Origin of the sequence: Nocardioides sp., assembly GCF_041913365.1 — a bacterium.
In the GTDB taxonomy this organism is placed as follows: domain Bacteria; phylum Actinomycetota; class Actinomycetes; order Propionibacteriales; family Nocardioidaceae; genus Nocardioides.
Map to the genome: position 1 here is coordinate 298,850 of NZ_JAYSFM010000002.1, position 24,927 is coordinate 323,776.

19 protein-coding genes are annotated in these 24,927 nt (G+C 71.7%); 8 read left to right on the plus strand and 11 right to left on the minus strand.

What is annotated here, in order from left to right; all coding sequences use genetic code 11:
• Positions 1-72: 72 nt before the first annotated feature.
• Together rpsA and ACE3QY_RS06475 are read right to left on the minus strand one after the other, a co-directional pair.
• Positions 73-1,554, minus strand: a complete 1,482-nt coding sequence (gene rpsA / locus ACE3QY_RS06470; protein WP_374455187.1) for a 30S ribosomal protein S1 — start codon at positions 1,552-1,554, stop codon at positions 73-75.
• Positions 1,555-1,749: 195 nt separating this feature from the next.
• Positions 1,750-2,652: a phosphotransferase family protein gene (locus tag ACE3QY_RS06475; RefSeq protein WP_374455188.1), complete on the minus strand. Its 903-nt coding sequence runs from the start codon at positions 2,650-2,652 to the stop codon at positions 1,750-1,752.
• Between the two features lie 38 nt (positions 2,653-2,690).
• Here ACE3QY_RS06475 and ACE3QY_RS06480 point away from each other — a divergent pair, with 38 nt between their 5' ends.
• Entirely contained in the window at positions 2,691-3,512 is an 822-nt protein-coding gene (locus ACE3QY_RS06480; RefSeq protein ID WP_374455189.1) for a class I SAM-dependent methyltransferase, read from the plus strand.
• On the opposite strand, the gene ACE3QY_RS06485 is transcribed toward ACE3QY_RS06480, so the two are convergent.
• From ACE3QY_RS06485 to ACE3QY_RS06500, 4 genes are read right to left on the minus strand one after another with little or no spacing between them, the layout of a single operon-like run.
• Positions 3,447-5,681: a DUF3488 and transglutaminase-like domain-containing protein gene (locus tag ACE3QY_RS06485; protein ID WP_374455190.1), complete on the minus strand. Its 2,235-nt coding sequence runs from the start codon at positions 5,679-5,681 to the stop codon at positions 3,447-3,449. The two genes, ACE3QY_RS06480 and ACE3QY_RS06485, sit on opposite strands and share 66 nt — an antisense overlap.
• A complete protein-coding gene (locus ACE3QY_RS06490; RefSeq protein WP_374455191.1) occupies positions 5,678-6,895 on the minus strand; it encodes a DUF58 domain-containing protein in 1,218 nt (405 codons plus the stop codon). Before ACE3QY_RS06490 ends, ACE3QY_RS06485 begins: the two co-directional genes overlap by 4 nt.
• Complete coding sequence (locus tag ACE3QY_RS06495) at positions 6,892-7,869, minus strand: AAA family ATPase (RefSeq protein WP_374455192.1); 978 nt, start codon at positions 7,867-7,869, stop codon at positions 6,892-6,894. The genes ACE3QY_RS06490 and ACE3QY_RS06495 overlap by 4 nt, the downstream gene beginning before the upstream one ends.
• A 48-nt stretch (positions 7,870-7,917) precedes the next feature.
• Entirely contained in the window at positions 7,918-8,808 is an 891-nt protein-coding gene (locus ACE3QY_RS06500) for a DUF3068 domain-containing protein (RefSeq protein WP_374455193.1), read from the minus strand.
• Between the two features lie 155 nt (positions 8,809-8,963).
• Here ACE3QY_RS06500 and ACE3QY_RS06505 point away from each other — a divergent pair, with 155 nt between their 5' ends.
• Complete coding sequence (locus tag ACE3QY_RS06505) at positions 8,964-10,187, plus strand: acyltransferase family protein (RefSeq protein ID WP_374455194.1); 1,224 nt, start codon at positions 8,964-8,966, stop codon at positions 10,185-10,187.
• 5 nt (positions 10,188-10,192) lie between these two features.
• Here the strand turns inward: ACE3QY_RS06505 and ACE3QY_RS06510 are convergent, their stop codons facing one another.
• Together ACE3QY_RS06510 and ACE3QY_RS06515 are read right to left on the minus strand one after the other, a co-directional pair.
• Complete coding sequence (locus ACE3QY_RS06510; RefSeq protein ID WP_374455195.1) at positions 10,193-11,830, minus strand: hypothetical protein; 1,638 nt, start codon at positions 11,828-11,830, stop codon at positions 10,193-10,195.
• A 106-nt stretch (positions 11,831-11,936) separates the two neighbouring features.
• Positions 11,937-12,791, minus strand: coding sequence for a 2OG-Fe(II) oxygenase (locus ACE3QY_RS06515; protein WP_374455196.1), 855 nt, complete (start codon positions 12,789-12,791; stop codon positions 11,937-11,939).
• Positions 12,792-12,958: 167 nt separating this feature from the next.
• Between ACE3QY_RS06515 and ACE3QY_RS06520 the strand changes: the two genes are divergently transcribed.
• From ACE3QY_RS06520 to ACE3QY_RS06530, 3 genes are all read left to right on the plus strand, one after another.
• Positions 12,959-14,431, plus strand: coding sequence for a glycosyltransferase (locus ACE3QY_RS06520; protein WP_374455197.1), 1,473 nt, complete (start codon positions 12,959-12,961; stop codon positions 14,429-14,431).
• A gap of 119 nt (positions 14,432-14,550) precedes the next feature.
• A complete protein-coding gene (locus ACE3QY_RS06525; RefSeq protein WP_374455198.1) occupies positions 14,551-16,455 on the plus strand; it encodes a hypothetical protein in 1,905 nt (634 codons plus the stop codon).
• 1 nt (position 16,456) lies between these two features.
• Positions 16,457-17,569: a glycosyltransferase family 4 protein gene (locus ACE3QY_RS06530; RefSeq protein WP_374455199.1), complete on the plus strand. Its 1,113-nt coding sequence runs from the start codon at positions 16,457-16,459 to the stop codon at positions 17,567-17,569.
• Here the strand turns inward: ACE3QY_RS06530 and ACE3QY_RS06535 are convergent.
• A complete protein-coding gene (locus tag ACE3QY_RS06535; protein WP_374455200.1) occupies positions 17,557-17,745 on the minus strand; it encodes a hypothetical protein in 189 nt (62 codons plus the stop codon). The two genes, ACE3QY_RS06530 and ACE3QY_RS06535, sit on opposite strands and share 13 nt — an antisense overlap.
• Positions 17,746-17,776: 31 nt before the next feature.
• Entirely contained in the window at positions 17,777-19,528 is a 1,752-nt protein-coding gene (locus tag ACE3QY_RS06540; protein WP_374455201.1) for a hypothetical protein, read from the minus strand.
• A 122-nt stretch (positions 19,529-19,650) separates the two neighbouring features.
• Here ACE3QY_RS06540 and ACE3QY_RS06545 point away from each other — a divergent pair, with 122 nt between their 5' ends.
• Both ACE3QY_RS06545 and ACE3QY_RS06550 read left to right on the plus strand, forming a co-directional pair.
• Positions 19,651-20,358, plus strand: coding sequence for an O-methyltransferase (locus tag ACE3QY_RS06545; RefSeq protein ID WP_374455202.1), 708 nt, complete (start codon positions 19,651-19,653; stop codon positions 20,356-20,358).
• A gap of 23 nt (positions 20,359-20,381) precedes the next feature.
• A complete protein-coding gene (locus tag ACE3QY_RS06550; protein ID WP_374455203.1) occupies positions 20,382-21,641 on the plus strand; it encodes a lipopolysaccharide biosynthesis protein in 1,260 nt (419 codons plus the stop codon).
• Positions 21,642-21,679: 38 nt separating this feature from the next.
• Here ACE3QY_RS06550 and polA read toward each other — a convergent pair whose 3' ends face one another.
• Positions 21,680-24,382, minus strand: coding sequence for a DNA polymerase I (gene polA, locus ACE3QY_RS06555; RefSeq protein WP_374455204.1), 2,703 nt, complete (start codon positions 24,380-24,382; stop codon positions 21,680-21,682).
• A gap of 83 nt (positions 24,383-24,465) precedes the next feature.
• Here polA and ACE3QY_RS06560 point away from each other — a divergent pair, with 83 nt between their 5' ends.
• The gene (locus ACE3QY_RS06560) at positions 24,466-24,909 is read left to right on the plus strand and encodes a hotdog fold thioesterase (protein WP_374455205.1); all 444 of its coding nucleotides are present in this window, start codon (positions 24,466-24,468) and stop codon (positions 24,907-24,909) included.
• Positions 24,910-24,927: the final 18 nt, after the last annotated feature.

A 24,927-nucleotide genomic window follows, 5' to 3' on the forward strand; every position in this document is an offset into this window, starting at 1 on the left:
TGCTCGGACGGGACGACGAAGGCCCGCCGGGAATCCCCGGCGGGCCTTCGAACGTGTCAGTCGATCAGCGGATCAGTTGGAGCCGCCGGTCAGCTTCTCGCGGAGCGCCTGCAGCGCCTCGTCGGACGCCAGCGAGCCGCCGGTGTCGCCACCGGTCTCGGCCGCGGTGTCGCCACCGGAGGAGTACGAGGTGGCCTCGCCGGCCTCGACCTCGGCCTGCTTGGCCTCCTCCTGCTGCTTGACGTGGGCCTCCCAGCGGGCGTGCGCCTTGGCGTACTGCTCCTCCCAGGCCGCGCGCTGCTCGTCGAAGCCCTCGAGCCACTCGCCCGTCTCGGGGTCGAAGCCCTCGGGGTAGACGTAGTTGCCCTGCTCGTCGTAGGTCGCGGTCATGCCGTAGAGGGTCGGGTCGAACTCCTCCACGTCGGCGGCCGTGGCGGTCTCGTTGGCCTGCTTGAGGGACAGCGAGATCCGGCGACGCTCGAGGTCGATGTCGATGATCTTGACCATGACGTCGTCGTTGACCTGGACGACCTGCTCGGGGATCTCGACGTGGCGCTCGGCGAGCTCGGAGATGTGCACCAGGCCCTCGATGCCCTCCTCGACGCGGACGAACGAACCGAAGGGCACCAGCTTGGTGACCTTGCCCGGGACGATCTGGCCGATCTGGTGGGTGCGGGCGAAGTGCTGCCACGGGTCCTCCTGCGTCGCCTTCAGCGACAGGGAGACACGCTCGCGGTCCATGTCCACGTCGAGGACCTCGACGGTGACCTCGTCGCCCACGGCGACGACCTCGGACGGGTGGTCGATGTGCTTCCAGGAGAGCTCGGAGACGTGGACGAGGCCGTCGACGCCACCGAGGTCCACGAACGCACCGAAGTTGACGATCGAGGAGACGACACCCTTGCGGATCTGGCCCTTCTGGAGCTGGGTCAGGAAGCCGTGGCGGACCTCGGACTGGGTCTGCTCGAGCCAGGCGCGGCGCGACAGGACCACGTTGTTGCGGTTCTTGTCGAGCTCGATGATCTTCGCCTCGAGGGTCTGGCCGACGTAGGGCTGCAGGTCGCGGACGCGACGCATCTCCACGAGGGAGGCCGGCAGGAAGCCGCGGAGGCCGATGTCGAGGATGAGGCCGCCCTTGACGACCTCGATGACGGTGCCCTCGACGACGCCGTCCTCCTCCTTGACCTGCTCGATGGTGCCCCAGGCACGCTCGTACTGAGCACGCTTCTTGGACAGGATCAGACGGCCTTCCTTGTCCTCCTTCTGGAGGACCAGGGCCTCGACCTTGTCGCCCACGGTAACGACCTCGTTGGGGTCGACGTCGTGCTTGATCGACAGCTCGCGCGAGGGGATGACGCCCTCGGTCTTGTAGCCGATGTCGAGGAGGACCTCGTCACGGTCCACCTTGACGATGGTGCCGTCGACGATGTCGCCGTCGTTGAAGTACTTGATGGTCTCGTCGATAGCGGCGAGGAAGTCCTCTTCGGACCCGATGTCGTTGACGGCCACCTGCGGGGCGTCGTAGTCCGGAAGAGTGGAGAGCGTGCTCGTCATATGGGAAGTGATTCCTTGGATGGGTGGAGTCGTGCGGACGCACGCAGCCGCCTGTTTCACTGGCCACCGTCGGTGACGGCGACACGGCGAGCCCGGCTCGCTCGGTATGGAACCCGGGCGGACGACTGGCGCAACACCCAAGAGTACGCGCCCGCGCGGGCCCGAGTCCAACCGGGGAGCACGCTCAGGCCACGCTCACGGGCCGAACGGCCACGCGTGCAGGTCGCCGGTGTCGGCGATCGCTCGCACCAGCACCTCGGCCCGGTCCGCGACGGGGTTCGCGCCGGCCATCGATGCCAGGTCGACCAGTGCCCAGAGGTCGGCGGCCCGGGCGCCCTCCAGGAGGTCCGCCGGGCTGCCACCGCGCAGGGCGGTCCACGCCGACAGCACGGCCGTGACGTACGCCGGGTGGCGCTCGAAGCGGAGCAGGTTGCCGACGTCGGTCCACGGGTGCCCGGCGTGGGCGTACTCCCAGTCGAGCACCGCGGCGACGGTCGTCGTGCCCGGGTCCACCAGCACGTTCTTGGGGTTGAGGTCGCTGTGCACCAGACAGGCGCGGCCGACCGTGTCGAGGAGGTCCTGCGCAGCGCCCGCGACCCGACGCAGCCGGGCGCGGTCCTGGGCGGACCAGTCGACCAGGTGCAGCTCCACCCATTCGGCGAGCCCGCCCTCGGGGAGCTCGCCCAGCGCCAGCTCCGCATCGGTGAAGGTGCCGGGGCGGAGCATGGGCATCCCGGCGAGCGTGCCGGCCAGCCTGCCCATCGACGCCCCCAGTCGGGCGAGACCGTCGGTGTCACCGTCGGCGACCAGTCGCGCGACCACCAGGTCGCCGCGCTCCCCCGCCAGCCACTCGGTGACGAGCAGGCCGGGCAACCCGTCCTCTGGCTGCGCCCGGCGCACCTCCACGACGTCGGGCACCGCCACGAGGCCGCGCACGAGGCGCAGCACGGCACCGTCGATCTCCGGCGCCTGGACGCCACGGGGGTCCCCGGGCGGGTAGACCCGCACCACGGCACGCTCGCCGCCCGCGTCGCCGAGGAACGTCCGCCCCGAGTGACCGCCGGCCAGAGGCGTCAGGGTGGGGCCGAGGTCGCTCACGGGGAGGATCGTCGCACGACGCCCCGTACGCTTCCGGTGTGGAGGACCACCTGCCCCAGTCCGTCCGGGTCGAGCGTCGTCCCGTCACCGAGCACGAGTCCCGGCACGCCAACGGCCCCGACTGGGACCGCTACGCCGACGAGTACCAGGCCACGCACGGCGCCTTCCTCGGCGACGCCGGATTCGTCTGGGGCCCCGAGGGCCACACCGAGGACGAGCTGGGGATCCTCGGCGACGTGCGGGACCTCGACGTCCTCGAGGTCGGCAGCGGCGCCGGCCAGTGCTCACGCTGGGTGCGCACCCGCGGTGGCCGCGGCTTCGGCCTCGACCTCTCGCACCGCCAGCTGCAGCACTCGCTCCGGCTCGACGAGGAGACCGGCGTCCCGGTCCCCTCGGTCCGCGGGACCGCGACCGACCTGCCCTTCGCCGACGGCAGCTTCGACGTCGTGTTCTGCTCCTTCGGTGCACTGCAGTTCGTCAGCGACATCGACGTGGCGGTCGCCGAGGCGGCCCGCGTGCTGCGTCCGGGCGGACGCTTCGCCTTCTCGGTCACCCACCCGACCCGGTGGATGTTCCCCGACGACCCGGGCGAGGCGGGCCTGACCGCGACCCAGTCCTACTGGGACCGCACCCCCTACGTCGAGGTCGACGACGCGACCGGCGTGGTGTCGTACGTCGAGCACCACCGCACGCTCGGCGACTGGGTGCGGCTGCTCCACGGGCACGGCTTCACGCTCGCCGACCTCGTCGAGCCGGAGTGGCCCGAGGACCACGACCGGGTGTGGGGCGGCTGGTCACGCACCCGCGGGCTGCTGACGCCGGGCACCGCGATCTTCGTGGCCCTCGCCGCGACGCGCTGACCGGTCGCGTCGGGAGCGGGCCAGCCCGGCGACCAGCGAGGCAGGGTTGACGTGCGACCACCACCGGTGGCGCCGGTCGGTCCCCGCCACGACCGTGCGCCGCAGCCGTTGGCAGTCGGCCCAGAAGTCCCGCCGCTCCTCGTCAGAGCCGGGGCGCGGCGCGAAGACCGCGGCGTCCGCTCGCCGGGCCAGCTCCAGGCCGGAGCCGAGCTCCCGGGCCTGGGCGACCCGGCTCCAGGTGTCGGGGACCGGGGTACCTCGGTCGCGCGCCGCGTCGAGCACCTCCTGCCAGCCGTTGACGTAGACGCCGGACCACGACGACGTACGCCGACGGCGGCTGCGCCGCACCAGCTTGGCGAGCGCCGAGAGCAGGAGGCCCAGGACGCCCAGCGCCAGGATTGCGGCGGCGCCCACGAGCAGCCAGGTCACCGGCGATCGCTCGTCACCGACCTCGGCGTCCTCGTCGAGGCCGAGGAAGGTGCCCTTGGGGAAGCGGAAGTCCTTGTCGAGGTCCTTCAGCTCACGGAGCACGAAGACCTTCGGCTCCTCGGCCCGGAACGAGTCGTCCTGCTCGGCCGGGGCGTGCACGCCGACGTACTGCTCGGGATCGAGCGGACGCCAGGTGCCGTCGGCGAACTGGAGCTCCACCCAGGAGGTGATGTCGTCGTGCGTGACGAGCCCGTTGGGACGCGGCTCGGCGCCAACCACGACCCGCGCAGGCACCCCGAGCCGGGACGCCCCGAGCGCCATCAGCGCGGAGTACTGGAACGGCGTGCCGGCCATGGACTTCGAGCCCAGCATCCGGATCCCGAGGTCCACCGGCGCCTGGGAGGACGACCCGGTGAGGCGGACGGAACCGTTGAGCCGCAGGTAGCGCGCGAGCATCAGCACCCGACCCAGGGGTGTGACGTCAGCGCGGTCGAAGGGCTCGAGGTACTGGTCGAGGAAGGCACCCGCCGGCTGGCGCTGGTCGTCGGTGGGATCGCGGGTGGGGTCCTTGCGACCGAACTCCTCGTCGGTCAGCACGGCACCGAACGTGTAGTCGTCACGCGGGTTGACACCCCCGACGACGAGCGCGCTCGACGTGGCCGGGTTGTAGCGGACGTCCTCGATCTGGGTGCGGCCGTCGGTGTAGTCCAGGTCGAGGCTGGTCAGCTCGCCCAGCACCGGCAGCCAGTCGCTGGAGTAGCCGGGTCGGATCTGGATCCGGACGCCGATCGTGCGGCCCTCGTGCAGCGGGTCCACCTCCCCGCCGATCCGCTTGAACGTGCCGTAGCCGTCCGTGCCGGGCGACTCCTCAGCCGGCACCCAGGCCTGGCCGTCGTAGAGGTCGAGGGCGGCGAAGCGCAGCATCCGGCCCTCGGGGACGCCCGTCGCCTTGAGCAGCTCGTTGCGGCTGCCCACGCGCCGGGGCACCACGGTGTCGGCCGCGCCGCTGACCACGACGCTGTTCCCCTCGCCGCGCAGCAGGACCCGGTCGACCTCGTTGCGGTCGGGGACGAGCAGGCTCACGAGCCCGGACACCAGCGTCACCGTCAGCACGGCGGTCATCGCCGCGGCCACCGAGCCCCGCGGCCGCCCGACCAGGTCCTCACGCCGCCGAGCGCGGGCTGCGGCCCACGCCACGAGCACGATCGCGAAGAAGATGCCGCGCGGCACGAGCAAGGACGGCACGAGCACGCCGAGCGGGATCGTCGCCCCCAGCGCGAACACCAGCGGGACCGCCGGGGCGAGCGTGCTCCGGGTGGCGAGCGCCAACCACGCCGCCGGCGTCGCGGCGAGGAAGCCGATCACGAACGGGACCAGCATCACCTGACCGCTCGGGTCGACCGGTGGCACCGTGCTGGCCAGGGTGACCGGCGCGCTGAAGCCCTCGCCGAGCACCCGGCTCATCGTCGCGAACGTCGGGATGACGTACGGCCCCGGGCGGTGCAGCGCAGCCCACCCGCCCAGCGGCGCGAAGAGCAGGACGGCACCGAGGGCGTACCACCACACCCCCTCGTGCAGGCGTCGGCATGCCACGGCGAGACCGAGCAGCAGCACCACCGGGACGAGCCCGGTGACCAGGTAGCTCCGGTCGGCGAACGTGTCGTCGAGGAGGGTCAGGGTCACCGCCAACAGCAGCAGGACCACGAACGCGTCGACCACGGTGCCGCGCTGCCGGCTCATCGCATGCCTCGCGCCAGGAGCTCCTGAAGCCGGGCCAGGTCGGGGATGGAGATCTCGCGCAGCGAGCGGTTGTCACGCAGGCGCGCCTCGTCCTCGCTGTTGGCGCGTACGACGATCCAGTCGGCGCCCCGGTCGAAGCGGCTCGCGGCCTGGTCGAGCTGCACCAGGTCGCGCGCGGCGCCCGTCACCTGCACGACGAGACCGGTGCCCGTCACGGCCGTCGCCGCGTCGGCGGCCTGCGCGAGGTAGTCGTCGTCCCCCGCCACGAACCGGCAGGCAGCGTCCGTCATCTCGATGGCGTGGCGGCCGCGGCCCAGGTGCGGACCGCAGCGCAGGTAGGTGTCGAAGTCGTCGCGCACCGCGCGCAGCGCGATCGAGGTCGCCACGGACACGGCGAGCTCGAAGTCACGCAACCGGGGGTACGACGACCGTGCCCCGTCGACGAGCACGGTCACGTGGCCGCGGCGGGTCTCGTGGTACTGACGGACCAGCAGCTGGCCGGCCTTGGCCGACGAGCGCCAGTGCACGTGCCGCAGGTCGTCGCCGGGGACGTACTCGCGCAGGGCGTGGAAGGCCAGGTCGCTCATCGAGAGCTGCTGGCTCGTCGCCCCGTCGAGGTCGTTGGTCAGTCCGCCGGCGAACACCGAGAGGTCGGTGACGCGCGGGGCGACCAGCAGCTCGAGCTCCTCACCGGTGCGGAACCTCCGCGTGACGAGGCCGACCGGGTCGGTCTTCTCGTAGGTGACCGGGCCGACGGCGTAGACGCCGCGCGGCATCGCCGGCAGCGGCACGGCCTCGGTGTGGTGGGCGAACGGCGCGAGGAACGGCAGGCGCAGCGCCACCTCGCGGCGGCCCACCGGCACGGTGACCTTGGGGAACAGCATCGGCGCCGCGCCGGCCTGCACGTGGAGGGTGGCGGTCGGCGGCGTGCCGCCCTCGACCAGGCGGTTGGGCCGCAGCACCAGCTCCGCGACGGGGGTGCCGGGGAGCACCTGCCAGGCCAGGCCGAGCGCAAGGAGCCCGAAGGCCACGACGGCGAGCTGGGTGAACTCCTGCCAGTTCAGCCGCACGGCGAGGACCAGCGTGACGACGCCCAGGGCGAGGACGCTGCGCCCGAGCCCGGTGAGCATCCTCAGCGGGGCGCTGACCCGCGCGAGCGGTCCGGAGACCAGCCGCCGCAGCGCGGCCGCCTGGGGGACGTGCAGCGTGCTCACGCGCGGTCGCGAGGCACCGGGACCTGGACCAGCAGGTTGTCGATGACCTCCTCGGGGGTGACGCCACCGAAGGCGGCGCCCGACGCCATCAGCAGGCGGTGTCCCAGCACGGGCCGCGCCAGCGTCGCGATGTCCTCGGGCACCACGTGGCCGCGCCCCTCGGAGAGCGCCCATGCCTTCGCCGCCCGGATCCAGGCCAGTGCACCACGGGTGGACAGGCCGATGCGTACGTCGGGGACGTCGCGCGAAGCCTCGGCGAGCCGACGTACGTAGCTGATGATCGCCCGGTCGACGTGGACCAGGTCCGCGAGCTGGCCCATCTGCGAGATCTCGGTGGCGCCCAGCACCGGCGTCAGGCCGGCGGCCCGGTCGCGCACCTGGGACTGCGCCAGCAGCGCCTCGGTGGACTCGGCGTCCGGGTGCCCGACGCTCGCACGCATGAGGAAGCGGTCGAGCTGGGCCTCCGGGAGCTGGTAGGTGCCGGCCTGCTCGATCGGGTTCTGGGTCGCGATCACCATGAACGGGCGACCCACCTCGTGCGTGCGTCCGTCGACGGTGACGTGCCCCTCCTCCATCACCTCGAGCAGCGCCGACTGCGTCTTGGGCGAGGCCCGGTTGATCTCGTCGGCGAGCACCATGCTGTGGAAGATCGGACCCGGGTGGAAGGAGAACTCCCCGTGGGCCTGGTCGTAGACAGTGACGCCCGTGACGTCGGAGGGCAGCAGGTCCGGCGTGAACTGGATGCGCGCGAACGAGCAGTCCAGCGACTTGGCCAGCGCCCGCGCCATCATCGTCTTGCCGGTGCCCGGCAGGTCCTCCAGCAGCAGGTGGCCGCCGGAGACCAGGCACGTCAGCGCGAGCCGCACGACGTGCCTCTTGCCGAGCACCGCCGACTCCACGTTGTGCACGACCCGCTCGAACGTGTCGGCGTACCACCGGACGTCGTCGGTGTGGACGGTCGCGATCTCAGTCATGCGGTCGCGGAGCTACCTCTCGGGTGTCGCTGGTGTACGGCGCGCGGCTCAGGCCGCGGCGGAGCGGCGACGCATGAGCTGCAGCGCGATGCCGACCAGCAGGGCCGGGATGCCGACGATGAATCCGATGAGCGGGACGGTCGTGCCGATCAGCTTCAGGCTGTCGGCGTTGGACTTGGCGTCCTCGGCGTTGCTGGCGACCTGGTCGTCGGTGAAGCCGAAGTCGAGGATGAGGAACGGGTTGCCCTCGTCGTCGATGCGCTCCTGGTGCTCGAACTGGTTGACGATCGCGCCCGTGGTCGGGTCGATCCAGATCTCCTTGTCGGTGGAGTAGGTGCCCTGCACCCCGTCCGTGACCTCGATCGGCACGTCGCTGACGACGGTCTTGTAGACGTAGGTGTCCAGCCCGTCGACGGTCTCGACGCGGTCGTAGGTCGCGTCGACCGCCTGGGCGGCGTAGCCGTCCCAGTACTTGTAGTCCTTCTTCTCCGCCTCGAAGGGCCACTTGTTGATCAGGCCCTCCTTGTTCTCGGCGCTCGGAGGGAGGTACTTCGGGTCGTCGACCGCCTCGGCGGTGCGGCGGTCCGTGGCGAAGTTGTCGGTGCTCGCCGAGATCAGGCGCTCCTGCGGGTCGCTGGCGCTGACGCACTCGTCGATGCCGCCCTCGTCCTTGACCAGGCAGCTGGAGTTCTGGAAGACCACGACCTCGGAGTCCGAGCGCTCGGAGTCCGCGCGGGTGACGCTGAAGGCCTTGACCGGGAACTCGTCGGTCCCGCCCGTGCCGTCGGAGAGCTGCGCGGTGCCGTCCAGCAGGGTGAGGCTGTCGGTGTCGAGAGGGGTCTTCATCAGACGCCCGGGGGCCCAGAACTGGGCCAGGATGGCCAGTGTGACCAAGAATCCACCCAGCACCGTCAAACCGATGCCAAAGCCTCTACGCATTGCGAATTTCCTCCCGGTCGCCCTCAAGTCCGGGCGAATATAGCAGCGAGTGAACTGATGGGTAACCACTTCGACACGCGAATCGCCCGGGCTTGGTGGACGGCCCGTTCATGAAGATGACTCGGAGCCTGCCAGCCTCAACTACAGTGCCGCGCATGCCCCCGGCCGAGTCCCCCGTCCACGTCCCGTCGGTGCTCCCCCGACGCGTCGACGCACTGGACGGCCTGCGCGGCATCGCGATCGTCCTCGTGGTGCTCTCGCACGGCTGGCAGCTCTGGCCCACCGAGTGGATCCGAGCCCACGGCTGGGTCGAGCCGGTCTTCCGCAGCGGCAACTACGCCGTCACCGTGTTCCTCGTCGCCGCCGGCTACCTGACCTTCGCCACGGTCTCTCGCCGCGAGGGCAAGGGCGTGCCGCCGACGACGGCGCTGCTGCGTCGCGTCGTCCGGATCTGGCCGAGCCTGGTGCTCATGCTCGGGGCCATCGCGATCGCGTCCGCCCTCGACACCACGGACAACGGGCAGGCCTACAGCGACGGTGAGTCGTTCGTCCGCGTGCTGACGTACACGTGGAACTGGTACGTCATGGAGAACATGGTCACCTCGCGACCTGACTTCGGGCACCTCTGGTACCTCTCGGTCGACATGCAGGCGTTCATCATCGTCGCGGTGCTGCTCTACCTGCTGCGGCGCCGGCCGGTCGCCGCGATCGCCTGCCTCACCCTCCTCTGGCTGGTGCTCACCTGGTGGCGGATGCACGTCATGCACACCGAGTACCTCTTCCAGGTGCTCGTGCGCACCACGGCGCGCATGGACCCGTTCGTGCTCGGCGCCATCGTCGGCGCGGCGGTGCCCTACCTCAACCGGATCGTCGTCGTCCGCCGGGACCTGCAGGTGTACACCGTGCTGTCGCTGGCCGCGCTGGTCCCGCTGATGTGGTTCTGCGTCGACGACATGCGGTTCCTGCAGTTCGGCGTCACGATGGAGTCACTGGCGATCGCCGGCCTCTTCGCCACGGTCGCACTGGGCGCGACCACGCCCTGGCCGCTGCGCTCACGGGTGCTGACCCTGCTCGGCCGGCACTCCCTGCTGCTCTACATCTGGCACTACCCGGTCTTCGTCTACGTCAACCGCCACACCGGCGACTGGTCGTGGCCGATGCGCACGCTGCTGGCGTTCGTGCTCGTCGTCGTGATCTGCCTGGCCGCGCACTGGGCCGTCGAGCGCCACACGGCCAGGCTGATGCGCAGCCCGGTCTGGGAGCGCTTCGACAACGGCCTGCTGCCCGGCGTCGTCGCCTCGCTCCCGTTCGCGTCCCGTCGTCGCGCGGGCCAGCGGCGCCGCGGCCAGGAGTCCGACCGGCGCGACCAGCTGGTCTAGCCGGGCTAGCTGCGGCAGATGCGGTAGCTGCCGGGGGCGTTGAAGGTCAGCGTGATCTCGGCGAGCTGCGCCGTCGTCGCGAGGTACGTCGTCTCGCCGGGCGTCACCTGCCACACCACCGGGTCGGCGGTCTCGCCGTCCCGGCCGAGGACCGCGGTGACCGACGAGGCGTCGGACTCCACCGCGATCTGCGCGCCGTCGAAGCTCTGGAGGGTGATCTCCGGCTCGAGCTCCTGCGCCTGGACGACCTGGCAACCGAACTTCTGCCTCAGCCGTGCGTCGAACGACGTCGAGCGCACCGTCGCAGGGGCCTGCACGAAGAAGGTCTCCTCGTCGGCCGCGGAGAAGAGCAGGGACTCGGCGGTGAGGCGCTGCTCGGTCGTGGCCGCGAGCGACTCCCAGCGTGCTGCTCCGACGTCGCCGAGGGTCTGGATGTCGTCGCCGTGGACGGTGAAGCCGCCTGCATCGGGATCGAGCATCCGCTCCCCCAGCGCGATCGATGCCACGCCCCCCTTGGTCAGCGTCTCGGCGCGACCGGCCTCGGCGCGGGTGATGTTCCACGCGACGTTCTGGTCGGCGACGCCGTGGAGCACCATCAGCGCGAGGAGCCCGGCGACGAGCACCATCGGCGCCAGCCGGCTCCGGACGGGTGCTCCGAGCAGGGGTGCCGCCACCTCGACGACCCACGCCAGCGTCACGACGAGCGCGGGCGTCAGGTAGGCCAGGACGACGTACTGGTAGCGGCCGACGAGCACGGCGTCGGGGCCGAGCTGGACGTTGGCCACCACGCAGAGGACGGACTGCGCCAGGGCGGCCACCATCCCCGCCCACGCGACCGCGCGCAGCTCCGGGGAGACCCGCGACGAGAGGAACGGTCCGGCCACCACGAGAAGCAGGAGCGCCCCACCTAGTCCCCCGGGCACGACGCTGTCGAACGGTGCCACCAGGAGCGAGATCGCCCGCTCCGGCACGACGAGCAGGTCGCCGCCCGTGAAGCGCCCACGCTCGGCGTCGCGGCCCAGCGCCAGGAACCACACGGCGTAGACCAGCGCCGGGACCAGCACCAGGATGGCGGCCGGCCCCCAGCCGCGGCGTGCGAGGAGTACCAGGCCGACGAACAGGACAGCCGTGATCGCCGCGTTGGAGATCATCAGTGCGGCGACGAGGAGCAGGACGACCACCACGAACGAGCGCCGACCCCACGACCGCCGGCCGACGAGCAGCGCGCAGGTGAAGGCGACGAGGACGGTGGAGGTCAGGGCGACAGGTGCGTCCGCCAGGTAGGCCTCACCTCCGGCGCCGAACCACGCCAGCGTGAGCGCCCCGAGCACCGCGGCCCACCGGTTCGCGCCCAGCCGCGTGCACACGGCGTACAGCAGCAGGCACAGGCCGAGGTGCACCACCACCGCGGGCAGGACGTAGGGCAGGTAGGTGTCGAGCCCGAAGAACTCGTAGAGGGTCCGGTAGCCCAGGATCAGGAGCGGCTGCCAGTGCCCGGCGTAGGGCTCCATGAGCGACTCGGTGGGCGCCGTGACGGCACCCCGCTGGGCGAGGTAGTGCAGGGCGTCGACCCCGAACCACCCGCGGCCCACCCGGGAGAGCAGCAGGGCCGCCTGGCACCCGATGCCCACGAGCAGGACCACGAGCGGCAACCGCGCTCGCCATCCCGGCTGCACCCGGGCCTGCCTTCGGCTGTGCCCAGCGGACCGCCGGTCGACGGCCTCCTCGGTCGCGACCGACATCCCCGACTCAGCGCCGCTTGCCGCGGACGCGGTGCAGGCGCTCGAGGGTGCGGTGGGCGAGATCGTCGCTGATCCCGAGCTTGCGCTTGACGCGGTCGTAGACGTCGAGCACGGTGCGGTCCGCGGCGATCGCCGCCTTGCGGGCGCGGCCCTCGGTTGGACGGGCCTGGTAGTTGGTCGACTTGCGGACCGGCGCCGACTCCTCGGTGAAGTAGTACATCGCCAGCGAGCGCCGCGCGACGTCCGGCGGGCAGGTCAGCCCGTCGGGGTGACCGTGGAAGGAGTCCTGCGACGTGGTGAACACGAGCATCCGGTTGCCGGCCGGCGTCACCTTGCCCTGGCACGCCGTCATCTGCGGGTCCCAGAGCTCGAGCTTGCCGCCCCACTCCTCGTGCCACTCCTCGTTGAGGTAGAGCAGGATGTTGACCCGGCGGGCCCAGTTCTCGTGGGTGTGGTGGGTCGAGAAGTCCGCGTGGATGTTGAGGTGGCCGCCCCGCTTCGTCATGTGGAGCCCACCCCCGTCCATCGTGTAGTCGGGGATGAGGTTGTCGATCCCGGTGAGCTTCTCGAGGTACGCCACGAACTCCGGGGAGCAGAACTCCTGCGCGACCGCCTGCAGGCTGGCCGCCCAGGTGTCGGGGTAGACGTTGCAGTACTTCGTCTCGTTGACGTGGAGGTAGCCCTTCCAGAACTCGTCGTCGATGCCCGGGAAGTCGCGCACGGCGGCGGCGAAGGCCTCGGGCGTCAGCACGTCGTCCAGGACGATGTGCGGGAACGGGCTGGCGGACTGGTACTGCTCGACCGAGGCATCGCGGTCGGCGTCGAGGCGCGTCATGTCGACGAGCTGCAGGGCGGTCTCCATGGGCCGCATCATGCCACCCGATTCCGAGCCTGTGGGCGAAGACCGCGACAAACTCCGAGCAGTCCTCCAGACCTTCCGCGGAAATGCTACTGGCGGGTTACACTCGGCCGGTTCGTGAGGCGCTCGTCACTGTCGGGTGCCCGTCTGGGCGCTCTGGAGGGAGAGCCGTGAAGTCTGCTGCCGAGGTTCCGGGGACCGCGTCCGACGCGGTGCACACCCCCCGCGTCGGTGTCCTGGTCGTCGCCTACAACGCTGCCTCGACCCTCGAGCGCACGCTGTCCCGGCTGCCCCAGTCGTTCGCGGAGTCGGTCGACCACGTCATGGTCTGCGACGACGCGAGCCAGGACGACACCTACGAGATCGGCCTGCGTTTCCGCGACACGGCGACCTTCCCGATCACGGTGGTCAAGCACGAGCGCAACCTCGGCTACGGCGGCAACCAGAAGGCCGGCTACCGCTGGGCGATCGAGCACGGGCTCGACGTGGTCGTGCTGCTGCACGGCGACGGCCAGTACGCCCCCGAGTGCATCGAGGACCTGGTCGGCCCGCTGGTCAGCGGGGACGCCGACGCCGTCTTCGGCTCGCGCATGCTGGAGAAGGGCGGTGCCCGCCGTGGCGGGATGCCCACCTACAAGTACGTCGGCAACAAGGTCCTCACCGGCATGCAGAACGCGCTGACCGGCCAGAAGCTCTCCGAGTGGCACTCGGGCTACCGCGCCTACCGGATCGACGCGCTCGCCGACCTCGACCTGGCGTCGTACTCCGACGACTTCGACTTCGACACCGAGATCATCCTCGGCCTGGTCCGCGCCGGGAAGCGCATCACCGAGGTCCCCATCCCCACCTACTACGGCGACGAGATCTGCTACGTCAACGGCATGAAGTACGCCCGCGACGTCACCACCGACGTGGTGCGCCACTGGGCCCACGGGCACGGCTTCGGCGGCGGCGTGCAGTCCGTGGAGTCCGACGAGTACGCCCTCAAGGAGGAGTACGGCTCGCACGCCGTGCTGCTCGAGTGGCTGTCCCGCCACGAGCCGAGCCGCGTCCTCGACGCCGGGTGCTACGACGGCCGCTTCGCCCACCACGTCCGCGCGCTGGGCCACCACGTCACCGGCCTCGACCGCCACAAGCACGAGGGCGTCGCCGAGCGGGTCGACGAGTTCATCGAGGCCGACCTCAACATGCCACTGCCGTCCGGCCTCGACGCGACCTACGACATCGTCGTCGCCGGCGACATCCTCGAGCACGTGGTGGAGCCCCACCTGCTGCTCAGCGACCTCGCCGGCAAGCTGCGGCCCGGCGGCGAGCTGCTCGTGTCGGTGCCCAACTTCGGCCACTGGTACCCCCGCGGTCGCATCGCGCTGGGCAAGTTCGACTACGACCAGCGTGGGCCGCTGGACCGCGGGCACATCCGGTTCTTCACGCGCGCCATGATCGAGCGCCTCATCGACGACTGCGGCCTGCGGATCGTCGAGGCGCGCACCGTCGGCACGCCGTTCAACACCTTCGCCGACAACGGCTCCGACACGTGGCAGGGCAAGCTCGTGCGCGGCGTCGAGCGCACGGACCGGGGTCTGGTCCGCGCATGGCCGCGTCTCTTCTCCTACCAGTGGATCTACCGGCTGGACGTTGTGTGACCCCTGAGCAGTCCATCCAACTTCGTCGGCGATTGGCAAGCGGGGTCGGAGCGACAGTCGGTGGTCTGGCCTTCTTCCTGACACTGTTCAACTACGGGACGAACCCGGGGCGGACGGCCGTGGCGGGTGGCTTCCTCGGGAACTTCTTCGACCTCCAGGCGCGCGCCTTCCTCGACGGCCACGTCGACCTCGCCCCCGGCTCGATCGGCATCGAGGGCTTCATCCACGACGGCAAGACCTACACCTACTTCCCGCCGTTCCCCGCGCTGCTGCGGCTGCCGGTGATCATGACCACGCACGAGTTCGACGGTCGCCTGACGCTGCTGTCGATGGCGATCGCCTGGCTCGTCTTCGCGACCGTGTGCGTGAAGCTCGTCTGGTTCCTGGTCGACCGCCTCTGCGGGCCGCAGACCACCCGCGGCACCGCCGCGCTCGTCGGGATCTTCGTCGCCGGCGCGACCGGTGGGTCCTTCCTCACCTTCGACGCGTCCCTGCCGTGGACCTACCACGAGGTCTACGTGTGGGCCGTCACCGGAGCGACGGGCTCGCTCTACTGGCTGCTCCGGTCGCTCTCCGACCACCAGCGGTCGTCGTACCTGTGGCTGTTCTGGTTCGCCCTGATCACGATCGGCACCCGGGCCACCGAGGGGTGGGCGATCTGCCTCACGATCATCGGCGTCGCACTGATCGGCCGCTTCCGCCCTCGCTCGGCGGCGCAGCGGGAGGGCTGGTGGCGCCTGCTCCTCGCGGGCGCGGTGCCCCTGGCGATGTCGATCGCGCTCAACCTCTACAAGTTCGACTCCGTCTACATGTTCCCGCTCCAGACCCAGGTCTGGACCGAGATCAGTGCCCAGCGCCGCGCCGCACTCGCTGCCAACGGCGGGTCGCTGACGGGCCCGCAGTTCTTCACGACCTCGTTCATGGCCTACCTGCGGCCCGACGGCATCCGGTTCGTCGACTACTTCCCCTGGATCACGCTCCCGGCCTCGCCTCCCCCGGCCTTCCACGGCGCCTTCGTCGACCAGGCCTACCGCACGGGCAGCATCACCGCGTTCATGCCGGCCTTCATGGTGGGCTTCGTGGCCGCCGTCGTGGCCGCCTTCCGCCCGCGGGCCGGCGAGCAGCTGCGGGTGCTCCGCGCGCCGCTCGTCGCGTCCGTGCTCGTCACCGGCGGCGTGATGGCCTACGGCTACTACTCCAACCGCTACACCTCGGAGTTCGTGCCCGCCATGGTCCTCGGCGGCGCAGTCGGGATCGCGCTCCTGGCGCGGCTCCTCACACGTGCCCCCCGCCTCACGGCCGTGGCCGTTCCCCTCGCGGCGGTCGCGGCAGCCTTCTCGATCGCAGCGCAGATGTCGACCGGCGCCTACGCCGCCGCGACGATGGCGCGCGGCGAGGCCCTCGAGCGCTACCTGTCGTGGCAGCAGACGGTGAGCGGCGGACGGCTGTCGGTGACCGAGGTCGACGACTTCCCGAGCGGCGGCGAGACGGACGACCTGGCCGTGCAGGGCGACTGCGACAGCGTCTACCTCAACATCGGCGACGCGTACGAGCCGTGGATCACTGTCGCGGAACGCGACTGGGTCGTCGATCTGGCCCGCGACGGGCGGATCAAGCCAGGTGTGGCGAACCTCGTCCGCGTGGACGCCAAGGCAGCGTCCGGCGTCGACATCCGCACCAACGAGGACGGCCAGGTCCGCTTCGAGCTGTGGGACGCGGTCGGTCGCGCCTACGGCGGGTGGTACGACCTGGACCCCGCGGACGCCACCCCGGTCCGCGTCGGCGTCCGGCACCTCACCGACTTCGGCGTCTACCGCATCGACGGACTCCCGGGCGGCACCATCGGCCAGGTCACGTCGCGCTACCTCGCCGCCGACGTGACCACACAGCCCAGCACCTTGCGGGTCACCCCCGCCACCGACTCGCTGTCCCGCATGGGGTTGCGGGCCGAGGTCAGCCGCGGCGCGGCACCTGCGATCTGCGCGCAGATCGCCGACCACGGCGGTCCGGGGACGGCGGACTGACGTGCGGATCGCCTTCCTGACGTGGCGCGACACCACCCACCCGGACGGCGGCGGATCGGAGGTCTTCGTCGAGGCCGTCGGGCGCGAGCTCGCCCGGCGCGGACACCACGTCACCCTGCTCTGCGCACGCCACCCCGGCTCGGCGCGCCGCGAGGAGCGCGACGGCGTGCACCTGCGCCGGTCGGGAGGCCGGCTGACCGTCTACCTGCGAGGCCTGGCGTGGCTGGTCCGCCACCGGCGCGAGGTTGACGTGGTCGTCGACGTGGTCAACGGCCTGCCGTTCGCGTCCCCGCTCGTGCGCCGCCGCGGTGTCGTCGCGCTGGTCCACCACGTTCACGCCGAGCAGTGGCGAATCATCTACCCCGGCCTCGCGGGACGCATCGGCTGGTTCGTCGAGAGCCGCATCGTGCCGCTCCTCTACCGCGCCCGCCCGTTCCTCACGGTCTCCGACGCCTCCGCGCGCGACCTCGCCGCGATCGGCGTCGACCCTGCGGCGATCACCGTCGTCCGCAACGGGCTGGCGCTCGCCCCGCCGGAGGAGGTGCCGTCGAAGGCGCCGGCACCCCGCCTGGCGGTGCTCTCCCGGCTCGTGCCGCACAAGCAGATCGAGCACGCGTTCGTCGTCCTGCGCCGGCTCGAGGGTGAGCTCCCGGACCTCCACCTCGACGTCATCGGCGACGGGTGGTGGCACGGCGAGCTGGAGGCTGCCGCCGAGTCGGAGGGCGTGGCGGACCGCGTGACGTTCCACGGCCACGTCAGCGACGTCCGCCGTGACGAGCTGGTGGGCCGGGCATGGCTGATGGTGATGCCGTCGGTCAAGGAGGGTTGGTGCCTGGCGATCACCGAGGCGGGAGCCCAGGGCACCCCGAGCGTGGCGTACGCCAGCGCCGGTGGCGTGACCGAGTCGATCCACGACCGGGAGACCGGGCGCCTCGTGGCGGATCTCGACGAGATGGTCGATGTCGTGCGCGAGCTGCTGGGCGACGAGGTGCAGCGGCGCGCCCTCGGCGTGGCGGCGCGCGAACTGGCCGCCTCACTCACGTGGGAGGCGTGCGCCCTCAGGGCCGAGGAGGTGCTCCGGGGTGCCGGAGCACCAGGAGATCAGTCGCCGTAGACGAGGATCTGCTGGCTGGCGGGGTTCTTGTCAGGGGACTGCGTCTGGCTGTAGACCAAGCCGCCGAGCGCACTGCCGGCGAGGACCGCGCCGACCGCCGTGGGAACCACGATGCCGGTGATGATCCCACCGATACCCGACCCGCCGCCTGCCGCGCCGCTGCCCATGCTGCTCACTGACGTCTCCCTCTGACGAAGTTACCGAGCGTTAGGTTACATGAACCGAGGCCCTGCGTCCCGTTCTCCGCGCGCCCGAGTTCGTGTCCGCGTCCCGGCTCCTCCTCCGCTCCACCAGGCGGGTGCCGACGGCCCCGACCACGAGGGTCAGCGCGAGCAGGTGCGCCCCCCACACCGCGGCCCTTCGCGCAGTCGGGTCGGACGTGCCCTGCGGCTCGGCACCGGGCACCCGGTAGACCTCGACGTCGGCACCGGTGAGGACCGGCTCCAGGCCGGTCAGGTCGAGCTGGCCGGCCTCCGGGTCGTCGGGGTAGACCACGACCCAGCTGACGCCGAGGTCCGGCAGCGTGGTGGCCGGCGGCCCCTCCTCGAGCGCGGCACCGATCCGCGCGGCGAGGGTGCTCTCGCCCGGCACGAGGACGGCTCCCACCTGCAGCGAGTCGCTGGTCACCACGTCGGCGTCGAACATCCGGATCGCTGGGTCGGACGACGTCATTCCCTGGTGTCCCCAGTCGAAGGCCCGGTAGGAACGCCACGGCAGCGTGACGACCACGCCCTCCTCGCCGGCCAGTCGGTCGGCTGCCCGGGTGAGGTCGGCCGGGAGTGCGACGGGCTCCACGGTCCGCCACGTCTCGGTGGTGGCGTCCGGCAGCAGGACGACGGGGACGAGGGCGAGCACGAAGGCGCTCAGGGCGTGGGCGTCGGTCCCGGCGAGCGCGCGGGTGATGCGAGACGCGCAGGCGCCGAAGGCGGCCGAGGTGAGCACCACCGCCGGAGCCAGCAGCTTCTGCGTGTCCCGGAGCAGCCCGGCTCCGGGGACAGTGTCGACCAGCCACACCATGAGGTCCTCGCCCCACGATGTGGCCGCGACGAGCGCCGTCCCCCCGAGGAGTGCGGCCAGGACCACCCAGCGGGCGGTGTCGCCAGTGCCCCACACCCGCCGCAGCAGCGGCACACTGACCGCCAGGACGACGACCACCACGACGGCGGCGAGCAGCGCGACCCACGTCGTGCGGGTCGCCGGCTCGGATCCGGCGTCCCAGATCCCGCCGAGGCCCAGCAGGGCGACCACCGGGCCGTGTGCGGACTCGGTGTCCGGGGCGAAGGCGGCCACGCCGGACGCGTCCGACACCCCGCCGCCCGGACCGGTCACCGCGGCGACCACCCACGGCGCCTGGAGGGCCAGCCCAGCGAGCAGTACTGCTCCGCTGCGACGTACGTGAGGGGTGCACGCGACGACGAGCCCCGCGAGGGCGAACAGGCCGCCGGTCGGGGTGAGGGATGCGAGCGCCGACCATGCGACTGCCGCGGCGAGGTCGACGCGGCGCCCCTCGCGCCGGTAGCGCATGGCTGCGGCCACGAGCCACGGGAGCGCGGCGAGGGCGAGCAGCAGCGCCCACTGCCCGAGGGCGAGGCGCTCGACGACGTAGGCGTTCCACACCGCGAAGCCGGAGCCGGCGAGCTGGGCCGTGCGACCCGCCGGGGCCAGCAGCGCAGAGACCCCCCAGCCGAGCAGCGCCAGGGTCAGGGGGAGCACGACCCGGGCCAGCACTCCCCCGTCGACGAGGTGGGTGAGCGCCGCCACCACGGAGTCCAGCGGCACGGCACGCGGCGCGACGTCGCCCAGACCCCACGTCGCGTCGGTGAACGGCTGCCGTGGGACGAACACCAGGTCACGCGCGAGCGGGTGTCCCGGACGGACCATCAGGGGCGCCACGAGCACGAGGGCCAGCACCGGCGGCCACAGGAGGACGGCCCAGTCCTGCCATGTCCTCGACGTCACGGAACGGGTGACCCGACTTCTCGACTTCCCTGCCGGCGCCACCGGCCCAGCCTATGCTGTGCCGGATCGCTGCAGAGCCTGTTCCACCCCGTTCTGATTCCGCCCGTTCCGCGAGGACTCCCGTGCCAGACCCGACCGAGCCGGTCCTCGCGTTCGAGGACGCCTGGCGGCTCGCCGACCGCGTGGACGGGTGGCTCACCCGGGACCAGGCGCGGACGCTGTACGACGCCGCGCGCGCCGTGGCACCCGGGCGGGTCGTGGAGATCGGCAGCCACCTCGGCCGCTCCACGATCGTGCTCGCCGCCAGCGGTGCGGCCGTGACCGCCGTCGACCCCTTCCCCGACGACTGGAAGTACGGCCGCCCGGACACCGAGCACCGCCTCCGCGCCCACCTGGCCGCGGCGGGCGTCGCCGACCGCGTCGACGTGCGGGTCTCGACCAGCCGTGCGGTCCGCGAGGCGTGGTCCGCCCCGGTGCGGATGGTCTACGTCGACGGCAAGCACGATCTCTGGTCGTGCCGCGACGACCTGCGCTGGAGCTCCTTCCTGCGGCCCGGCGACGTGGTGCTCGTCCACGACGCCTTCTCCTCCCTCGGCGTCACCCTCGCCCTCCTGCGAGACGCGGCGACGACACGCCACCACCGCTACCTCGACCGCACCGGCTCGCTCGCGCGGCTCGAGGTGGGCCGACCCACGGCCGGCGACCGGGCGCGCGTGCTGCGCGAGGTGCCGTGGTTCGCCCGCAACCTGGTGGTCAAGGTGCTGCTCCGCATGCGGGCGCGCCCGCTCGCGCGGCTGCTGGGGCACTCCGACACCGCCGACCCGTACTGAGCGGCGGCCCTCGTGAACCTAGGATGCGGGTCGTGACGGCCCCGGACAGCGTGCGCACCTCGCGCACCTTCGACGGCAGCGCGGTCGCGGTGGCCACCAGCGTGATGAACGTGGCGACCTACGGCTTCACCATGCTCGCGGCGCGCATCATCGGCCCCAGCCAGTACGGCGCGTTCGTCGCCTGCCTGGGCCTCCTGATCGTCATCCAGGTGGTCGCCTACGGCCTCCAGGCCACCGCGGCGCGGCGGATCGCCGTGGACCAGCACCACGTCGCCAGCATCGAGAAGGCCATCCTCGGGCTGAGCGTCCGCGTCTCGCTCGGGGTCGGGCTGCTGCTCCTGATCCTCGTGCCGGCCATCAACGCGCTGCTGCGCCTGGACAGCCTCCTCACCGCGACGGTGGTCGCGGTCGCGGCCGTCCCGTTGACCATGGCCGGCGGCCAGGCCGGGATCCTGCAGGGCGAGCGCCGCTGGGGCGCGCTGGCGGCGTTCTACCTGGCCGGCGGCATCCCGCGCCTGGTCGTCGGCACGGCCCTCGTCCTGTGGCGACCCGACGCGACCAGCGCGCTGCTCGGCGTCGGCATCGGCTTCCTCTTCCCACTGCTCGTCGGCTGGTGGGCGCTGCGCCACCGTCGTACGCCCGAGATTGCGGCACCCGAGCACTCCGCCCGCGCGATGCTCGTCGAGAGCGCCCACAACGCCCAGGTCCTGCTCGCCTACTTCGCCCTCTCCAGCGTCGACATCGTGCTCGCCCGGCAGGTGCTCGACGAGCACGACGCGGGCCTGTACGCCGCCGGGCTGATCATGGCGAAGGTGATGCTGTTCCTCCCGCAGTTCGTCGTGGTCATCGCCTTCCCCGACATGGCGACGCCCGAGAGCCGGCAGCGCGCGCTGGTGCGCAGCCTGTCCGTGGTGGCCGCGCTGGGGGTCGTGGTGGTCGTGGCCGCCGAGGTGCTCTCGGGGGTCGCGATGGTCTTCGTCGGCGGATCGGACTTCGGCGAGGTCGAGCGCCTGCTCTGGGTCTTCGCCGTGCTCGGCACGGTCCTGGCGATGCTCCAGCTCCAGGTGTACGCCGTCCTGGCCAGGCAGGGCCGGCTGACGGTCCTCCTCGTCTGGGCGGCGCTGGCGGCGGTGGCGCTCCTCGGCTCGCGGGTCCACACCCTCGAGGGCCTCGTCTCGGTGGTGGTGGCCGTCGACGCCGCGCTGCTCGTGGTGCTGACCGTCGTCAGCCTGCGGATCGCCAGACGGGTCGAGCCGACGCCGGCGCCCGGACCCGTCGCCTGACTCCCCCGCTCGCAGGCCCGCCCTGCTCGGGGCAGGGGTCAGTGGGCCGCGTCGTGCCAGCTGCGGCCGGAGCCGACCGACACGTCGAGCGGCACCAGCAGGTCGGCGGCGCCGCCCATCTCCGCGCGCACCAGCGCCGCGAGGTCGTCGGACTCCCCCGGCGCCACCTCGAAGACGAGCTCGTCGTGCACCTGGAGCAGCATCCGCGAGCGCAGGCCCTGCTCGGTCAGCGCGCGTTCCACGCCGAGCATCGCGACCTTCACCAGGTCGGCGGCCGAGCCCTGGATCGGCGCGTTGAGCGCCATCCGCTCGGCCATCTCACGGCGCTGGCGGTTGTCGCTGGTCAGGTCGGGGAGGTAGCGCCGGCGGCCGAGGATCGTCTCGGTGAAGCCCGAGCGCCGGGCCTCGTCGACGATCCCGCCGAGGTAGTCGCGGACGCCGCCGAAGGTCTCGAAGTACTCGTCCATCAGGCCGCGCGCCTCGGAGGTGTCGATCCGCAGCTGCTGGGAGAGGCCGAAGGCGGAGAGACCGTAGGCGAGGCCGTAGTTCATCGCCTTGATCTTGGCCCGCTGCTCGGTGCTCACCTCCGCCGCGTCGACGCCGAAGACGCGGGCCGCAGTGATGGAGTGGAAGTCCTGCCCGGACTTGAACGCCTCGATCAGCAGGGCGTCCTCGGAGAGGTGGGCCATGATGCGCATCTCGACCTGGCTGTAGTCGGCCGTCATCAGCGACTCGTAGCCCGCGCCCACCACGAAGCCCTCACGGATCCGGCGCCCGGCCTCGGTGCGGATCGGGATGTTCTGCAGGTTGGGGTCGGTGCTGGAGAGCCGGCCGGTCGCGGCGATGATCTGGTTGTAGGTCGTGTGGATGCGGCCGTCGGAGGCGACGGTCTTGAGGAGGCCCTCGACCGTCTGGCGCAGCCGGATCACGTCGCGGTGGCGCAGCAGGTGCTGGAGGAAGGGGTGCTCGGTCTTCTCGAAGAGCTGCTGCAGCGCGTCGGCGTCGGTGGTGTAGCCGGTCTTGGTGCGCTTGGTCTTGGGCATGTCGAGCTCCTCGAAGAGCACGACCTGCAGCTGCTTGGGCGACCCGAGGTTGATCTCCTTGCCGATGACGTCGTAGGCGTCGTCGGCGGCGGTGCGCACCTGGTCGCCGAACTCGGACTCGAGGCCCTCGAGGTAGTCGATGTCGACGGCGATCCCCGTCTGCTCCATCCGGACCAGGGTGCCGATGAGCGGGAGCTCCACCTCCCTCAGCAGGCGCGTGCCGCCGCGCTCCTCGACGGCCCCGTCGAGGGCATCGGCGAGGTCGAGGACGGCCCGTGCGGTGAGCATGGCGGTGTCGCTGCCCGTGGTGTCGTCCATCGCGTCGAAGCTGAGCTGGTCGGCGTCGGTGACGTCCTGGCGCAGCTCACGCTTGAGGTAGCGCAGGGTCAGGTCGGCCAGGTCGTAGGAGCGCTGGTCGGGCTGGACGAGGTACGCGGCGAGGGCGGTGTCGACCTCGAGCCCACCGAGCGTCCAGCCGCGCGCCGCCAGGGCCAGGCTCGGACCGTTGGCGTCGTGGACCGCCTTCGGGCGGTCGGGGTCGACCAGCCACGCCGCGAGCGCGGCGTCGTCGTCGGGACCCAGGTCGGTGCAGTCGACGAACGCCGCCTCCCCCGTGCCGGTGGCGATGGCGACGGACTGCACGTCGCCCGTGCCGGCACGCCACGTGCCGCCGACCGCGACGCCCACCCGGCGCCCCTCGGGGGCGTGCTGCTCGAGCCACGCAGCCACCTCGCCCGGGGCGATCCGCCGGCCGTCGAGCTCGAAGCCGGACTCGGCCTCCATCGCCTCGGCGGGGTCGGGGTCGATCGTGTCGAGCAGCCGGGTGCGGAGCTCGCCGCGGAACTCGAGCTCGTCGAGGAGCTCGAGGCCCTCGGTGCGGTCCCACGGCTGGCGGGCCAGGTCTCCCGGTCCCACCGGGAGGGTCAGGTCGCGCACCAGCGCGTTGAGCTGCCGGTTGCGGATCACGTCGCCGAGGTGCTCGCGGAGCGCCTCGCCCTTCTTGCCGGTGATCTCGTCGGCCCGGGCGATGACGTTGTCGAGCCCGTCGAACTGGTTGATCCACTTCGCGGCGTAGCCCTGCCCCACGCCCGGGACGCCGGGGAGGTTGTCGGAGGTCTCGCCGACGATGGCGGCGAGCTCGGGGTAGCGGTGGGGCGGCACGCCGTACTTCTCCTCGACGGCGGCGGGCGTCAGGCGGGCGAGCTCGCTGACGCCACGCATCGTGTAGAGCACCGTCGAGTCGTCGGTCACGAGCTGGATGGAGTCGCGGTCGCCGGTCATGATCAGGACCTGCATGCCCTGCTCGAGCCCCTGGGTCGCGAGCGTGGCGATGATGTCGTCGGCCTCGTAGCCCTCCATCGAGAGGTGCTGGATGCGCAGCGCGTCGAGGACCCGGCGGATCAGCGGCAGCTGGCTGCCGAACTCGTCCGGGGTCTTGTTGCGCTTGGCCTTGTAGTCGGAGTACTGCTCGAGCCGGAACGTCTGGCGCGACTTGTCGAACGCCACCGCGACGTGGGTGGGCACCTCGTCGCGAAGCACGTTGACCAGCATCGAGGTGAAGCCGTAGACCGCGTTGGTGTGCTGCCCGGTGGCCGTCGCGAAGTTCTCCACCGGGAGGGCGAAGAACGCCCGGTAGGCCAGGGAATGACCGTCGAGCAGCAGGAGGCGGGGGCGCACGGTCTCACTCGTCTCAGGCACGTGCGCGACTCTAGTCGTCGCCACCGACAGCTGCGGCGGGGGTGAGCCGGAGCCCCGTCGGGGGGTTCCGACACAATGGCCGCATGAGCGAGACCCCGCACTCCCTGGCCGACCTGAGCATCGAGGACTTCCTCGCCTTCATGCCCCAGGGCATGGGCCGGCTCAACGAGAAGATGGGCATCGAGCTCGTCGAGATCTCCGCCGAGCGCATCGTCGCCACGATGCCGGTGGAGGGCAACACCCAGCCCTTCGGCCTCCTCCACGGCGGCGCGAGCGTGGTGCTGGCCGAGACCCTCGGCTCCATCGGCTCGGCGATCCACGCCTACCCGGCCAAGGTGGCCGTCGGCGTCGACATCAACGCCACCCACCACCGCTCGGCCACGTCGGGCACGGTGACGGGCGTCGCCACGGCCGTCCACCTGGGGCGGTCGTCCACGTCCTACGAGGTGGTGCTGACCGACGAGCGCGGCAAGCGCGTGTGCACCTCGCGCATCACGTGCGCGCTGGTGGAGATGCCCCAGGGCTGACGCCCGCGAGCGGGCCTC

Excerpts from the sequence above, each read along its gene's own strand:
- ACE3QY_RS06500 (WP_374455193.1), bottom strand. The coding sequence starts at position 8,808 with ATGCGTAGAGGCTTTGGCATCGGTTTGACGGTGCTGGGTGGATTCTTG.
- ACE3QY_RS06560 (WP_374455205.1), top strand. The coding sequence starts at position 24,466 with ATGAGCGAGACCCCGCACTCCCTGGCCGACCTGAGCATCGAGGACTTC.
- rpsA (WP_374455187.1), bottom strand. The coding sequence starts at position 1,554 with ATGACGAGCACGCTCTCCACTCTTCCGGACTACGACGCCCCGCAGGTG.
- ACE3QY_RS06505 (WP_374455194.1), top strand. The coding sequence starts at position 8,964 with ATGCCCCCGGCCGAGTCCCCCGTCCACGTCCCGTCGGTGCTCCCCCGA.
- ACE3QY_RS06515 (WP_374455196.1), bottom strand. The coding sequence starts at position 12,791 with ATGGAGACCGCCCTGCAGCTCGTCGACATGACGCGCCTCGACGCCGAC.
- ACE3QY_RS06550 (WP_374455203.1), top strand. The coding sequence starts at position 20,382 with ATGCGGGTCGTGACGGCCCCGGACAGCGTGCGCACCTCGCGCACCTTC.
- ACE3QY_RS06485 (WP_374455190.1), bottom strand. The coding sequence starts at position 5,681 with ATGAGCCGGCAGCGCGGCACCGTGGTCGACGCGTTCGTGGTCCTGCTG.
- ACE3QY_RS06495 (WP_374455192.1), bottom strand. The coding sequence starts at position 7,869 with ATGACTGAGATCGCGACCGTCCACACCGACGACGTCCGGTGGTACGCC.